Source organism: Halopseudomonas xiamenensis (assembly GCF_014219065.1).
Classification (GTDB): domain Bacteria; phylum Pseudomonadota; class Gammaproteobacteria; order Pseudomonadales; family Pseudomonadaceae; genus Halopseudomonas; species Halopseudomonas xiamenensis.
Genome location: NZ_JACLGO010000019.1, coordinates 49,640 through 64,823 on the forward strand (window position 1 = coordinate 49,640; position 15,184 = coordinate 64,823).

9 protein-coding genes are annotated in these 15,184 nt (G+C 62.6%); all 9 read right to left on the reverse strand.

Features of this window, described 5'->3' with window-relative positions:
* From tagH to tssF, 9 genes are read right to left on the reverse strand one after another with little or no spacing between them, the layout of a single operon-like run.
* A complete protein-coding gene (gene tagH, locus H6X51_RS13225; protein ID WP_185267961.1) occupies positions 1 to 1,194 on the reverse strand; it encodes a type VI secretion system-associated FHA domain protein TagH in 1,194 nt (397 codons plus the stop codon).
* 21 nt (positions 1,195 to 1,215) lie between these two features.
* Complete coding sequence (locus H6X51_RS20245; RefSeq protein ID WP_268898610.1) at positions 1,216 to 1,338, reverse strand: hypothetical protein; 123 nt, start codon at positions 1,336 to 1,338, stop codon at positions 1,216 to 1,218.
* A 23-nt stretch (positions 1,339 to 1,361) separates the two neighbouring features.
* Entirely contained in the window at positions 1,362 to 2,489 is a 1,128-nt protein-coding gene (locus H6X51_RS13230; RefSeq protein ID WP_235991340.1) for a T6SS immunity protein Tli4 family protein, read from the reverse strand.
* A complete protein-coding gene (locus H6X51_RS13235) occupies positions 2,486 to 5,755 on the reverse strand; it encodes a phospholipase (protein WP_185267962.1) in 3,270 nt (1,089 codons plus the stop codon). The genes H6X51_RS13230 and H6X51_RS13235 overlap by 4 nt, the downstream gene beginning before the upstream one ends.
* 6 nt (positions 5,756 to 5,761) lie before the next feature.
* Entirely contained in the window at positions 5,762 to 8,227 is a 2,466-nt protein-coding gene (locus H6X51_RS13240) for a type VI secretion system Vgr family protein (RefSeq protein ID WP_185267963.1), read from the reverse strand.
* A complete protein-coding gene (locus H6X51_RS13245) occupies positions 8,208 to 9,758 on the reverse strand; it encodes a sigma-54 interaction domain-containing protein (protein ID WP_185267984.1) in 1,551 nt (516 codons plus the stop codon). The genes H6X51_RS13240 and H6X51_RS13245 overlap by 20 nt, the downstream gene beginning before the upstream one ends.
* A gap of 10 nt (positions 9,759 to 9,768) precedes the next feature.
* The gene (gene tssH, locus H6X51_RS13250) at positions 9,769 to 12,381 is read right to left on the reverse strand and encodes a type VI secretion system ATPase TssH (RefSeq protein WP_185267964.1); all 2,613 of its coding nucleotides are present in this window, start codon (positions 12,379 to 12,381) and stop codon (positions 9,769 to 9,771) included.
* A 5-nt stretch (positions 12,382 to 12,386) separates the two neighbouring features.
* Positions 12,387 to 13,397 (reverse strand): type VI secretion system baseplate subunit TssG, encoded by a 1,011-nt coding sequence (gene tssG, locus H6X51_RS13255; RefSeq protein ID WP_185267965.1) that lies wholly within the window; start codon positions 13,395 to 13,397, stop codon positions 12,387 to 12,389.
* Complete coding sequence (gene tssF / locus H6X51_RS13260; protein WP_185267966.1) at positions 13,361 to 15,151, reverse strand: type VI secretion system baseplate subunit TssF; 1,791 nt, start codon at positions 15,149 to 15,151, stop codon at positions 13,361 to 13,363. Before tssF ends, tssG begins: the two co-directional genes overlap by 37 nt.
* Between the last annotated feature and the right edge of the window lie 33 nt (positions 15,152 to 15,184).

Here is a 15,184-nt window from a genome sequence, read left to right on the forward strand (position 1 = left end):
TCATCCTTGGATATCCATGTTGAGGGTGGCGATAAGACGTATCTGTTCTTCATAGGCATTGGCGAAATCGCGGGCGAACAGCCGCTTGCTCCATTCATCCTCGCTCTGGATGGACTGGTAGAAGCGGACATAGGCCTTCCAGCGGGCGCCGTTGGTATTGAGCAGTCCCTTGTTCTCGCGCTCGAAACGCAGGTTCAGCTGCTCCGGCGACAGATGCTCGAGCATGCCCTTGACGGCGCTGCGGCTGGCCGCGCTGAGGGCCACCTGATGCGCCTGCAGATCACGGTACGCGCGTGCCACCGCATGCCTGGCCGGCATCTGTCCGGGCTCTTGGCTGCGCAGCATCAGTTGCATCGCTTCGCTGGTGTCGGCGGCATGCTTGAGCGGATTGTTACCCGAGGTCTGCACCGTGGTCTGTGCCAGCCGCAGCTCGCTCTTCAGCTCACTGCGGGTCCTGAGGCTCTGCTGCAGGTTGCCGATGCACTGCTTGAGCAGACTGGCCGCGGTGATCGCCAGAGCCTCGCGTTGCTCATCCGGCAGACCATCGAGACTGACGCCGAGGGCCTGTTCATAGCTGTTCCAGAAGCTGCCGGGCAGGCTCTGCCGCGGAGCGGGAGATGCCTCGACCGGTGCTGGCGAGGGCGCCACCAGCTCTGGAACAGGTAGGCTTTGCATATCGATGCGCGCATAGTCGTGGGTCTGATCCTGCGGCTCGGCCGCTGGCGCCAGCAACGACAACTCGTCACCCTGATAATGACGCTGCTCCTGCTGGTCCAGCGCATTGAGCGGGTCCAGATCGAGGAAGGCGTCATCGGGGATGATGCTGCCGGTCGGCTGGCTGTGCTGCAGGCCTGTCTCGAATTGCGCCGGGTTCTGGATCAGCCGCGCGCGAATCTCGAAATCACCGAAGCAGAACACCTTGCCATGTTCGATGCGTACCGGTTCACCCTTGGCCATCGGCATGTCGCTGTCCTTGAAGCGAATACCGTTGCTGCTGGTATCGGTAAGGTAGAACGCACCATTGTCGTAGCTCACCTGTGCATGCCTGCCGGACACCACCCGGTTGCGGTCGGGCAGCACCCAGTCGCAACTCTCCGAACGCCCGATGATGCCTCCGGCATGGCGGAAGGTTTTGCTACCGACCATGCCGGGAACCTGTTGTGGTGCGCTGATCATGTCGAAAACCAGTTCCATGGAAAATCGCTCCTGTATCCGTCAGTTGCCCCGCATTGCCGGCGGCTCGCCCAGCGGGCGGTAGTCTTTCTTGTTGCTGCTGCAACCGGTGCTGATGGCCGTTACCAGTATCAGCAGTAGTGCGCAGTAGAGTTTCCTGTTCATGTGCCAATTCCTTTTTGGGTCTTTCACTGCTGCTCGCCCTTCAGGCGCAGGGTCTGGGCCAGTGCTTCCCAGCGGGGCAGCACGGTCTCCATGGGTGGTGTGTGCTCGGTCAGATCGTCTGTCCCTTGCTGGAAGGTGAGCATATGCACGGCCAGCAAAGGGTTGAGCACGCCACCGCGTTCGGCAAAGCCGAACCAGGCTCGCTCCTGCTCGCCGGAATCCGGTTTGGGTTCGAGGGTCCAGCCGAGCAGCTGGGTCTTGTGCGTGCCGAGCCAGGAGGGCTGGACATATTCACGCCATGTCCATTTCTCGCGGTCATAGCCCGGGCGGAAATCGGTGTCGTACAGGCCGGAGGTGGATTTTGTGTGCCATGGGTCACTGGCCGAGGCGGTCAGCAGGGTAAAGACCACGTTGGGGCTCTGGGTGAAGCGCAGGCTGTTCTTGATCGAGTAGGGCGCCTTGCCGTCATCGGCTATAAAGCCGTAGGGAATGCAGATGCCGTTGCCCTCGGGTACTTCGTATAACTCGCGGGGTTGGAAGCGGGACATGAGGTCCACAAAGGCGTCGGTTCCATTGTCACCAGCACGGCGCATGACGAAATAGTAGACTCGCTGGTTGCGGTACAGATAGGCATGGGTCGGGTCACCCTGGCCGCCGATAAAGAAGGCATCGGGAATGCCCAGATCGTGTACGGTATAGAGGGCAAGGGGAACCTGGGCTTCGAGTTCCGCGATTTCACGTTCCAGCTGTTGGATGACTTCCGGGCCGTAACCTTGCCCTGGCAGCTTGCTTAACCGGAACTGCTTGATATCAATATTTTCGAGAATCCGCTTCTGGTTCAGCCGCCCCGTTCCCAACTGGTAATTGGCTGCTGCCTCAAACTCGGAGCGTTCCACAATATCGCTGACCTTGATGATTGCGCCGTAGGGGCCATAAACGACCGAGTCGCCCTTGGCTCCTACCTTTGCCGTGAAATTATGGCCACCTCCGGTGGATATACGAAAAACACGGCTCGCGTCATAGGTTGCCCATTCCATGCCCTCCGGAACCTCAAAGACATGGCGACCCAGGCATTCCTGACGTTGGTCGGCCATAAGATGGCTGGACAGCAAGCCGAGGATGGTCGCTATTATCAGATTAAGGCGCTTCATGACCGGTGGTGATCCTTTGCTGGGGCGTTGTCGACATGCGCGAGTGTGGTGCTGGCCTCATGACCATGCGGCTGTCGTTTGTGGTCAGCCATGATGGTGGTATTGATGCCCGAGTCATTGTTTTCCCCGCGAGTCCACTCGATGGGTAACTGGCAGATAAAGCCTTCGATACCGATGGGGGCCGGATAGCGATATGTGCTGCGCCAGAACTGTTCTTCAAACGGCATTGGGGCGGCGAGCTCACCGCCCAGACGCATATCATCCAGATCGTGGTATATCCAAGTGGGCCACACCGAAGCAGGGAAGCCGCTCGGATATCTTTTCCGAGCTGAGGCGGGCACCGGTTGTGTCTGGCTGACACTTTGCGGAATAAAATTGAAAGCTGTTGTATAAGCATCAGAGTTGGCCATCGCTTGTTTCTGAATCGCTTTCCAACTGCTTTCCGCTGCCGGTCGAGTCAGGCAAGCACCCAATGTCGCCGCCGGCTGCACCCTGGACGGTCTGGTCTGACTCAAACCAAAATGCTTCTTCCACAAGGCTACCCGCAATTCATGCACGGCCTTGCCTACCTGCTGTGGGCATTGGCCATCCAGCGCTATGCTGACAGGCGTGCTGTCACGCACGATAACGGCCAGTTCCGAATCGCGTGGCCCGAGCAGGCTGCGGTCATTGATATTGGCGCTGCCGAGAATGGCGACCCGGTCATCGGCGATCAGCAACTTGCTGTGCACGTAGACCTGCTCGGTCACTACCCGTCCAGCGAGTTCATCCCAGGTACGCAGGTTGAGTAGAGTCAGGTAGCGGCTCCAGTCCTGCTGTTCATAGACCGGCCGGTCATCCGGGCCGCGGCGCTGGAGTATTTCCCGGGCCTGCTCGCGACTGGCGCCGCGCTCCATATAGGCGCGCATGGCCATGCGCCGCTGGATGCGCTTGACCAGGCTCTGCTCACCAAATACCAGGCTCTGCATGGTCAGGTGGATCTGATGCATGATGTTGGGTACGTTCAGGGCTCCCTCGGGATGTGCAGGCAGCACCATGTACACATGAAAGGGACGGCCTTCGTCGATGGCCCGGCCGATACGTTCGGCCAGTGCTGCGCCAATATTGTTGATGATGCCGTTCTGCTCCCTGCCGAGGTGGTGCGTCAGCCAGCCCTGTACATTGAGTGTGGTGATGCTGCGCAGCTCTTCGAGAAACGTCTGTTGCACCGGGCTGGGGTTACGTGCGATGGCGTCGATTTCGGCCCAGTCGAGTAGCCAGATATTCTGTTGCTCCAGGGCCTGGCGCAGGTTCACCCGTTCGACCAGTTCCCTTGGTAGATGATCCGCCGTGCGCAGGCGGCTCATCGGGCCGGATAGCGGAACGTCTTCGTATAACTCACCTTCTGTTCCAAAGCTGCTCTGGAAGAACTGGTTCTCGATATAGATGAAGTGCTGGGCACTGGAAATGGCCTGAAGCATCGCACTCTTGCAGTTGGCTTGCACGCCGATACTGCTGAAATTGGGAAGTGCGTCCAGGTTTACGCCTGCGGTAGTCCGTCCAGCCTGTTCCTGCCGCAGCATATTGCCTGCCGCACTGCGTAATGTCTGAACGCTCACCCCTCCTGGCTTCACCGCAGGGTAGCTCGGCAATTCCTCGCTATTGCGTATCCACACGGGTTCGGGATGCGCCAGTTCCAGTGTGATATCGAAATCGAGATAGTTGTCCAGCCGGGCCGCTTCCAGTATCCGGTTGACCCAGGTCATCAGCGCTTCCAGCATGCGTTTGATCACCAGGGTATCGCCGGGTGGTGGCGTATTGGCGAGATAAGCCTGTTGGCCGTTCCAGCGATCCACGAAATTGCGCGAGAGGTCGTACACGGATGGCCCCTCGACGCGGCAATGCACGTCGTGCCAGGGCATGCGCGGCTGGTCTGCGGCCAAGGTTGTATTGTCCGGGGACGCCAGCGGCTGTGGGTGTTTCAGCAGGTAGGGGTAGGGGCCTTCGTTGTCCTGCGTCTGGCGTTGCAGCAGACCGAACAGATACCAGAGGATGGAACTGGACAGTTCGCTGGCCGGCGCTGCCCAGTTGGCTGGGACATTATCGAAGCGGATATCCATGAGTTTGCCGAACACCTGGCCCAACGCGGACTTGCTCATCCACTCGGCAATCAGATGCATGCTGCGCAGCTGCAGAGCGCGATGCAGTTGTTTGGCGTTCTGCAGCTGGTCCAGCCAATGGCGCAAGCGTTGTTCCAACTCGGGGTCCAGGTTGAACGAGGCCAGATCGACCTGAATCAGCTCCGCCGTAGCGCGTACCATACGCTCCAGCATGGCCATCCTGAGTTCGACCAGGCTGCGTCTGCCCTGCTCGAATGCCTGCCCGACTGACTCCAGCCGTTGTATTGCGGATTGCAGAAACTCCGGGGTGGGGCTACTGAAGAAGTTGGTCAGATAGTTGAAGCTGTTCAGCAGTTTGGCACGACTGGGCATGGGCAGAAGTTGGTTGATTCCATCGGTCAGTGCAGCCTGTCCGGGCATCCTCATCGGAGAAGTGGGGAAGCGGACAGGTTTTGATAGATCAAATAACGCAGCGAGAAGCAGGCCGTTCTTGCTGGTATGCTTCTGCAGTGACATCCAGCCGAGCGCTGGAATGCTCGGGTTATAGGCATCGTTGCCCTGTCGGGTGCTGGCATCCAGGCTGAAATTGTTATCGTCATAACGACCGTAGGCCAGATCGATACCTCCGACATAGCCGATACGATTGTCGATCACCACGCTCTTCTGGTGATGCGAGAAGGTGGCGCCCAGACCGGACATGTCGCTTTGCTGGATGGCAGGAGTACAGAAGGCGCGGGGGCCGTTTGCCAGTCCGGCATTCAGCTGAAAGATCGCCAGCATGGTTTCGAAGTCGTAGGTGCCTACGGCGGCGCTAGGGCTGAGCCAGGGCATCACATGGACTTTCAGGTTGGGGTTGGCGGTCAGGGCCTGATGCAGGTGCTGCCAGAGAGTCTGTTTGCCATCCAGCAGGACATCATGGTTTATCTGCCATCCGGTAATGAAGATGCTGTTCTTTGCGCCAAGAATGGCTGCGGCAACATCCCTGAAGTAATCCTTGCCGGTGGTAAAGAACTGCACCTGGTTGCCATTGCGCTTGGGCGCGAACATGGACTCCTCGGTAATGAAGAAGTCCGGAGCGGAATAGGCTGCACAAGGCGTCCCATCCTCGCGGTTGATCTGATCGATCTGTTTTTCATACAGGCCGTTGTATGCTGCGGTGCTGGTCATGGCCGGTCACTCTCTCGATTGCAGGTGGGCATAGATATCCCCGTCGCAGGGGCTGTCCTGTGTGCACCGTTCGTGCAGAAGGGTGCCGGCTTGATGACTGTGGCTGGCGGGCTGATAGCCGAGGGCGGCCACAGCGACGTCGGTCTTATCCCGGTCTGCCCGTTCCCGGTGCAGGCTCAAGGCAATACGCTGCCCGGGATAACCGAGCCAGACGTTCCCGGCAGCCGAATGCACGGCCTGGGAGAGCAACTCTTCCTGTTCGCTGGTAAGTGCTATCCGCCCCTGGTCATCCGTTATCCCTTCAAGCAATGGTTCTTCTTCGCCCCGTTGGATCAGCCAGGGAGTGAAAGCCAATGGGAAGCCGTCATCGCCAGGCACATCGCGCAGTTGCATGTTGAAACGGTAGATAGGTGGCCCGGTTTCCAGCGGGTTGTCAGGAGTATTGGCTAGTGCCTTCTCGAGTGGCTGGCCATGCTGCTCGAAGGCCGCGAGGTGGACAGGCGCTGGCAATAGAATGCCCAGCCCGGAGCCACGCCCAGCCGCGCCTCCGGCATTGATCCTGATGCTTGGGCCGTTCAGGGTGATACCGCTGGGGTCGAGCTTGATGAAGCTGCCGCCAACCTTGGCGGTGAGTTCCATACCGGCTTCGATCACCACTTTATTGCCGGCGTAGTAGTGGATTTCCTCACTGGCCTCGATGAACTGACCCTGACCCAGCTTGATATGCTGGTTGTTGCCGACGGTCAGGTGGTCATCGGCCTTGATCTCGGTTTTTCTATCGCCATGGGTTCGGTGGTGCTCCTCGGCCAGGTTTTCCGTATAGCGGTTGGCTTCGATGCGCTCATGCCGTTCATGGCCGACGTGGATACGCTGGTCGTGCTGGATGCGCTGGTCCCAGTCGCGCTGGGCGTGGATGAAGATCTGCTCCTCGCCGGCCTTGTCCTCGATGCGCAGTTCGTTGAAGCCCTCTCCGCCGGGGCTGCTCTGGCTCTTGAACAGGCTGCGGGTCTTGTGTTCCGGCAGCGCATAGGGCACCTGATGAGCGCTGTTGTACAGGCAGCCCGAGACCAGTGGCTGGTCCGGGTCACCTTCGAGGAAGCTGACCAGCACTTCCATGCCGATGCGCGGGATGGCGATGCTGCCCCACTGGTTGCCGGCCCAGCTGCTGGCTACCCGCAGCCAGCAGCTGGTGTGGGCGTCGGCCTGGCCTTCGCGGTCCCAGTGGAACTGGACCTTGACCCGGCCCTGGGGGTCGCAGTGGATTTCTTCGTTCTCGGGGCCGGTGACGGTGGCGGTTTGGGTGCCCAGCACTTTGGGTTTGTGGTGGTGCAGGGCTGGGCGGTGGGGGGTGTCCCAGGGGGTGGCGGTGAAGTGGTTGCGGTAGCCTTGGTAGAAGGCTTTTTCCCCCTCTCCCCGGCCCTCTCCCGCGAGGGGAGAGGGAGTAAACCAGTGCTGTCCTGAGGTAGTTGTGCTGGTGGTATTGGTAATGGACTCTTCCAGTACCTGGGGTTGTTTGCCGTGGTGGTGGATGTCGGTGAGTAGCCAGAGGTCGTTCCAACTGGTGCGGGGATGGCCTTGTAGTTCGAGGAAGTGGCCGCTGCGCAGGGTCGGTTGGTCGCTGTGGCCGCTGGCCTGGCGGTAGTCACTGCGGTGGCGTTCCAGGGTGCGGCGGGCCAGGTGTTTGCCGCGGGTGCGGTCGTGGAACTGGCCGGGGTAGTGGTAGTCCTCCAGATCCGGCAGTTGCTCGCTGCGGGCTTCGCCTTCCAGTAGCAGGCGGGCCTTGGTGTGGTCGTAGTCGCGGCGGGTGACGCGGCTGCTGCGGGTTTCCAGGCGGACGCCGAAGCGCTTGATCACCGATTCATCGGCGACAAGGCCGTTGCCCTGGCAGAAGCCGGTCGGTTCAAGACGGGGGAAGGCGGTCTGGTCGTCGCCGAATACCAGCAGGTGGCCGTCCTGGCTGTGGCGGAAGTGGTAGTGAATGCCCTCTTCCTCGCACAGGCGCTGGATAAAATGCAGGTCGCTCTCGGCGTACTGGGTGCAGTAGTCGCGCTGGGGATACTCGCTGCCGAGCTGGAAGGCGTAGGCATCGGCGTGGATGCCGTGCTCTTCGAGCAGGCGGGCGATGATCTGCGGCACACTGAGGTGCTGGAAGATGCGCTGATTGTGGCGCAGGGTCAGGTAGTGCAGTTGCGGTACCAGTTCCAGGCGGTAGCGGGTCAGGCGCTGGCCGGATTCACCGATGGCGGCGTGGTGCACCAGGCCGTGCAGACCGCTGCCGTTGCCCAGGTCCAGCCAGGCGCTGCGTTGCAGCAGGGCTTCGAGATCCAGGTCGGGCTGTTCGCTGACCAGTTGCAGCTCGATGCGGTAGCACTGGTTGAGGGCTTCGCGGGCACGGAATTCGAGCACCTTGAAGTCGTGTTCGAGGCCGGGCAGGTGCAGGGTGAAGTGGGCTTCATTGGCCGGATTGAACATGATTCCTCTCCCTGGATTTGAGGTCAGCCGGGCTGATGTTCAGCCGCTGCATGCGATACAGCAGGGTGCGGCGTGGCAAGCCCAGCTCGTTGGCGGCGTTGGTCTGGTTGCCCTGGTTGCGTTGCAGGCTGTCGAGCAACAGGTTGCGTTCGATGCGTTCGAGGTGATCGCGCAGGTTCATGCCGCTGGTCGGTTGGCTGTCCTGCGGCAGGTTGAAGTGCTCGGGCAGCAACAGGTTGTCGTCGCACAGCAGCAGGGCACGGGCGATCATGCCCTTGAGTTCGCGCACGTTGCCGGGGAAGCTGTAGCTGCCGAGCCGCTCCAGGGTGTCCTCGGCCCAGTAGCAGGGTTCGCGCTGCAGGAAGCAGCAGGCGTCCTCGACGAAGCGGCGCGCCAGCAGTTGGATGTCGTTGCCGCGTTCGCGCAGCGGCGGCAGGTCGATCGGGAAGTGGATGAGGCGGTAGTACAGGTCTTCACGGAACTGCCCCTGGCGTACCATTTCATGCAGGTCCTGGTGGGTGGCGGCGAGGATGCGCACGTCGATCCTGTGTGTATCGTTGCTGCCCAGTGGGCGGATTTCTCCTTCCTGCAATACGCGCAGTAGCTTGGCCTGCAGCGGCAGGGGCATGTCGCCGATCTCGTCGAGAAACAGCGTGCCGCCATCGGCGCTGTCGATCAGGCCGCGGTGATCCTTGTCGGCACCGGTAAAGGCTCCCTTGCGGTAGCCGAACAGCTCGCTTTCCAGCAGTTGCTCGGGCAATGCGGCGCAGTTCTGGGCGATGAAGGGCTGGCTGCGCCGCGAGCCGTAGTCATGGATGGCGCGGGCTACCAGCTCCTTGCCGGTGCCGGTTTCGCCGGTGATCAGCACGGTGACCGGGTTGTGCAGTATCTTGCTGATCAACTGGTAGACCGCCTGCATGGCTGCGCTCTGGCCGATCAGGCCGTAGCTGCGGGCCAGCGCCGGTGGCGGCTCGGGTTGGCTGGCCTGGCGTGTGGGATGTTCCGGCTGCAGCTGGTGCAACAGCTGCAGCTGATGCAGGGTGACATTGCCCAGCATCTGCAAGGAGTCGACGTAGCCCTGCAACTGCCGGGATTGGCGGCTGGCCAGCAGCAACAGCCCGGCTACATGCTGCTGGTCGTCCAGCAGCGGCAGACACAGCAGGCTGCGCCAGTCAGTCGTTTCGCCCGGCAGGAAGGTGGTGGCATACAGGCTGGCGTCGAGATGCTGCACATGCAGCGGCTGGTTCTGGCACAGGCAGTACTGCAGCAACTGCTGGTCATGGTAGTCGCTGGGCAGGCTGTCGGTTTCCCTTGCGTAGCGCTGCCCATCCAGCCACTCGGCCGCCAGGGTCAGCTGCGTATGGGTCACATCCAGCAGGTACAACTGGCTCAACGGGCAGTGGCTGAGTTCACCAGCGGCCATGACCAGTCGCTCCCTCAGCTGCGCACTGTCACGACTGCGGGCCAGCACGGCAAAATGCGCCAGCAGATCCTCGGCGTATTGCAGTGGCTGCGCCAGCTGCTCGAACAGCGGCGGCGACTCAGGCGAACTCACAGAGCAGGCCTCCTTCATCATCCAGGGTGGCATGCACATGCCTGAGCGTGTCGCCTGCGGCCATACTGTCCAGCAGTCGATCGACGACCAGCGGCTGCAGTTGCTGGTCGATCAGGTGGTCGATCAGCCGCGCTCCGCTGTCGCCGTGCCGGCAGCGTTCGGCGAAGTGCTCGACCAGTGTGGGGCAGTGGCTGAAGCCGAGCTGGCGACGCTGCAGGCGACTGGCGAAACGCTGCAGCTTGAGCCCGATCAGCTCGCGCAGTACTTCGCCGTCGACCGGGTAATAGGGCACCACGCGCATACGCGCCAGCAGCGCCGGTTTGAAATGCCGGCTCAGGCTGGGGCGTATGCTCTGTTCGAGGTGCTCGGTGTCGGGCCGCTGCCCCTGGGCGCAGAGCTGGCTGATCTGTTCGCTGGCCAGGTTCGAGGTCATCAGGATCAGGGTATTGCGGAAGTTGATCTCGCGCCCCTCACCGTCATTGACCACACCCTTGTCGAAAATCTGGTAGAACAGGTTGAGCACGTCCGGATCGGCTTTCTCGATCTCGTCGAGCAGCACCACCGAGTAGGGCTTCTGCCGTACCGCTTCGGTGAGCATGCCGCCTTCACCGTAGCCGACATAGCCGGGAGGTGCGCCCAGCAGGCGCGAGACGCTGTGTTTCTCCTGGAATTCGGACATGTTGATGGTGGTCAGGAAGCGCTCACCGCCGTACAGCAGGTCGGCCAACGCCAGGGCGGTTTCGGTCTTGCCGACGCCGCTGGGGCCGACCAGCAGGAACACCCCCACCGGTGCGTCGGGATTGTTCAGGCCAGCGGCCGCTGCGCGCATGGCCCGATCCACTGCCAGCACCGCTTGTTCCTGGCCGCGGATGCGCTGGCGCAGATCCTCGGCGAAGCTGGCGATCCGGCTGTTGTGTTCACGTGCCAGTTGCGCCACGGGTACGCCGGTCCAGTGGCTGATGACCTCGGCCACCAGGCGCGGGGAGACTTCATGGCTGACCAGTCGCCGGTCGGCGGGGATCGCCTGCAGGCGCTCCTGTAACGCGGCCAGTTCCGCTTCCAGCTGCGCCAGATCGACCGCGGCGGGTGGCTGATCGGCATGGCCGTCGAGCCATGCCTCGCTGCTTGCCTGGCGCGCCTGGGCGCATTGCTGGCGCAGCTCCAGCAGCCGGCTGGCCAATTGGCGCTGGTTTTGCCAGTCATCCTGCAAGACATGCAATTGCTCGCCAGCTTCCTGCAATCGCAGCTGCAGCCGTTCGATCGAACCGGGGTCCGGCTGCAGGCCGGCGTCCCGGTCGCGCTGCTGGGCCAGCAGCTGGCGCTCACCTTCGGCGATCTCACTGCGCAGCCGTTCGATGGCTTCTGGGGCCGAGGCGAGGCTGATGCGCACGCGTGCGCAGGCGGTATCCAGCACGTCCACGGCCTTGTCCGGCAACTGGCGGCCAGCCAGGTAACGGGCGGACAGTTCGGCGGCGGCGACCACCGCATCATCACGCAGGTAGACGCCATGGCTGCGTTCATACAGTGGTGCCAGGCCGCGCAGGATGGTGACGGCATTGGTGGTGCCCGGTTCGTGCAGCTGTACCGGCTGGAAGCGGCGGGCCAGTGCCGGGTCCTTTTCGAAGTACTTTTTGTATTCGCTCCAGGTCGTGGCGGCGATGGTACGCAGCTCCCCGCGCGCCAGCGCCGGCTTGAGCAGGTTGGCGGCATCCGATGCGCCGGCCGGGGCGCCGGCGCCAATCAAGGTGTGGGCTTCATCGATGAACAGGATGATCGGCCTGGGCGACTGCCTGACCTCGTCGATCACGCCCTGCAGACGCCGCTCGAACTCTCCCTTGATACTGGCCCCCGCCTGCAGCAGGCCGAGATCGAGCGACAGCAGCGCAACGCCACGCAGCGCCTCGGGTACCTCGCCAGCGGCGATGCGCAGGGCCAGGCCCTCGACGATGGCGGTCTTGCCGACACCGGCCTCGCCGACCACTATGGGGTTGTTCTTGCGTCGGCGGGCGAGGATATCGATCATCTGGCGCAGTGCCTGGTCGCGGCACAGTACCGGGTCGAGCTTGCCGTCGCGTGCCTGCCGGGTGATGTCGTGGGTGAAGCGGGCCAATGCCGAGTCCTGTACCGTCGTCGGCGTTGCCGCCGTGGGCTGGGCGGCGCGGGCATACTCGCTCAGCCGTTCGCTGTGGATGCGCTCGAGTATCGGCTGGTAGCGGCTGCCGGCATGGCGTACCGGGTTGCGCAGCAGGCCGAGCAACAGGGCGGCCTGGTTGATACTGCTGCGGCCCAGCTCCAGGGTGGCGACCAGCAGCGCATCCTGCAGCCATTGCACCAGTTCCGGGGCGAAGCTCGGGCTGCGGCTGCCGTCGCCCCCGCCGCAGGGTTGCAGCAGCTCGCGGAAGCCGTCGATATCGACCTCGGCATCCAGCAGGGCCTGGCTCAACAGGCTGTCCGGGCGCTCCAGCAGCACCAGCAGCAGGTCCTCGATCTGCACCTTGTCGGCACGCCGCAGCAGGCAACGCTCGGCGGCGGCCTCGAGGTCATGGCGGCTGTGGCTGTCCAGTGCCTGGACCAGTTTCTGGATATCCAGTGTCATCATGTTGATCAATCCTTGATTCGTCCGGCCAGGGTGACCGCGGGGTTGTCCCGGACCTGCCCGAGCCAGCTGGTCCAGCCCAGCCGGCAGCGGTTATCGTTGGCCAGGTGCAGGGGGTGGACGGCTTCGTGGCGCAGCTGCAGGCGAATGTCATAGGCCAGCGGTGTATGCAGGCAGAAGCGCAGCAGTGTCAGCAGCGGGTGGTAGGCCTTGCCGGTAGGCAGGAAGTCATGGAAGCGCTCCCAGTCGAGCTCACCGATATGCAGGCGGAACTTGCCGCTGCGGTCACGGATGCGGTCACCCAGCACCAGGTTGTTGCCGAGCTGGTTGTTGGCCTGGCCGAGCCGGTTCTGCTGCTGGCTGTCGATGCTGACCTGGCGCTCGATGCATTCCTCGATATGCATGCTGCGGTGCTTGAAGTAGTAGCGCAGCACCGCTTCCAGCAATGCTGCGGACTGCGCGCGCATGCTCAGCAGACCCAGATAGGGCAGCAGGCGTTTCCAGTTGAGTTCTCCACTGTCGCGCAGGGCCGGATGGCCCAGGCCGATGAGTGCGAACAGGTGGTTCGATACCTTGTCCGCGGCGCCTTCACGATAGCGACTGTGATAACGATACTTGCGCCAGATCGGCAGCAGCAGGCGCTGCAGGCGGTTGTTGAACAGGTCGAGGAAGTCGCGCGTCGGGTTGCCGCCCGGGCCATCGCCCAGCGCCTGCTCGCTGTAGAACGCCGGTAGCGGCGAGCTGGAGCCGAACAGGCCGATCAGGTTGACGCGCAGGCGCGCGCGCAACTCGCCGTCCTCGTGAAAGAACTCGACGCGTTCGATGTCGGTGCCGGGGAATCCCAGGCTGGGGTTGGCCTGAAATTCCAGGCGCTCGTACAGCGCCTCGTCATCGAGCTGCGGATGCGCTTCACGCAGCTGTTGCAGTACCAGCATGACACCCTGGAACAGGCTGTATTCGCGAATGCTGCGGCCCAGGCTGCTCAGAGCAGGGGCTGCAACCCCATGCGTGGCGTCCATTGATACCGCTCTCCTTGGGTGGTCCTGACCCGCAGCTCGTGGAACGAGTTGAGGTTGGCGTAAAGGGCGAAGAACTCGTTGAGTACCGAGGCGAACAGGAACAGGTCGCCTTCGCCCAGGTAGTTTTCCGCGTCCATCTGCAATTCCGTGCGTATGCCGCGCACCGGCAGTCCGGCATGCAGGCGGTCGACATGGCTGTGCTCGATCTGTCGCAGGCCATCGAGCCGGCGTTGGCCGATGCGTGCGGCATGCTGGTCGTAATGACGCGGCAGGTCGTAGCTCTGCAGCATCACCTTGAGCGCCTCGACATTGGCCAGCGACAGGTAGTTGAGCGACATGTTGCTGATCAGCCTCCACAGGAAGTCGCTGTCCACCGGCGGCGCGTAGCTGGAGGTCACCGCGCTGATGTTGCGAAAGCCCAGGAAGTCCGGCGTGTCCTCGCTCAGGCAGCAGATATCGCCGAGGCCGAGTTGACTGGGCAGGTTCTGGTTGGTGCAGGTCAGCTCGATCGATAGCGTTTCATGCAGATCGCTGCCATGTGCGCCGAAGCTGAGGTAGCTCTCCAGCCCGTCTCCCTGCAGTGACGGGTACTGGCGCAGGCTGTAGTACGGCCTGGGCTGGCTGATGCCGAAGCTGCGGTCATGCTCGAAGGATTCGAACGGCACGTATTGCTGCTGGCCCATGCCGCCGGGCTTCCAGCCGGTGACCCGCTCGACCGCATAGACTCCGCATTGATGGTGAGGGTATTCGGCGGGACGCAGCAGATAGTGGTCCTGACGCCCGTCGAGGCGGATCGGGGTGGCATCGTGGCTGAACAGGTTGACCACCGGCGTGCAGTACAGGCGGACATTGTCCAGTGTCGGTCGGATGCGCTGGCTGCCGGTCTTGCGGATATGGCAGCGCAACTCCAGGCCGCAGGCCTGTTTCAGCAGTGCGGGGTCCAGGTTGCCCAGGCAATCGAGACCGCCGATGTCGACGAACAGGAATTTCTCCTCGAAGGCGAAATACTCCTGCAGGTAGCGGTAGCCGCTGAAGGTATTGAGCGGGTAGGGGACCAGTGCCTGGTCGTCATGAAATCCGCCCGGCTGCACCTGCTGCGCGGTAATCCGCAGGGTCCCGCTCGGGCTCCCCCGCGACAGGTCGAGCGCCTGACCTTGCTGATCGAGCAGCACCAGCTGGATATCATCGAGCTGGCGCAGCAGGTACAGGTACAGCATCTGGCTGATATAGCGCTCGCCGGCCAGGTGCAGCCGCAGGCGCTGCAGGGCCAGATCGCCCAGGTGGCCATCGCAGGCCATGGACAGGGTCAGGCTGAGCAAGGCGCCTTCACCCTTGACCGAGTAATCCAGGTGGCTGAGCTGCAACGGCAGGATGTCGACCTCGCTGGTGGTGCGGAACTGGCAACTGACACCCTGGACCGGCCGGGACTCGACCGGGGTGTCGCGTGCCACCCGCACCGCCGGGCCGGCGCGCTTGAGCGGATCGAACTGCAACATGCTGAAGGCCGGCAGCGGGCGCATGTAATTGGGCCACAGCAGGTGCATCAGCGAGTGGGTCAGCTCCGGCAGCTCATCGTCCAGCTTCTGTCGCAGGCGCCCGGTGAGAAAGGCGAAACCCTCCAGCAAGCGCTCGACATCCGGGTCCTTGCCGCTCTGGCCGAGGAACGGCGCCAGCGCCGGGCTGCGCTCGGCAAAGCGCTTGCCCATCTGGCGCAGGGCGGTCAGCTCGCTCTGGTAGTAGTGGTTGAATGACACGCGACCTTCCTTGAAATGAAAACCATCAGCCGA

Bases quoted from the DNA above. Each gene is read 5' to 3' on its own strand.
- tagH (WP_185267961.1), bottom strand. From the start codon at position 1,194: ATGGAACTGGTTTTCGACATGATCAGCGCACCACAACAGGTTCCCGGC.
- H6X51_RS20245 (WP_268898610.1), bottom strand. From the start codon at position 1,338: ATGAACAGGAAACTCTACTGCGCACTACTGCTGATACTGGTAACGGCC.
- H6X51_RS13230 (WP_235991340.1), bottom strand. From the start codon at position 2,489: ATGAAGCGCCTTAATCTGATAATAGCGACCATCCTCGGCTTGCTGTCC.
- H6X51_RS13235 (WP_185267962.1), bottom strand. From the start codon at position 5,755: ATGACCAGCACCGCAGCATACAACGGCCTGTATGAAAAACAGATCGAT.
- H6X51_RS13240 (WP_185267963.1), bottom strand. From the start codon at position 8,227: ATGTTCAATCCGGCCAATGAAGCCCACTTCACCCTGCACCTGCCCGGC.
- tssH (WP_185267964.1), bottom strand. From the start codon at position 12,381: ATGATGACACTGGATATCCAGAAACTGGTCCAGGCACTGGACAGCCAC.
- tssG (WP_185267965.1), bottom strand. From the start codon at position 13,397: ATGGACGCCACGCATGGGGTTGCAGCCCCTGCTCTGAGCAGCCTGGGC.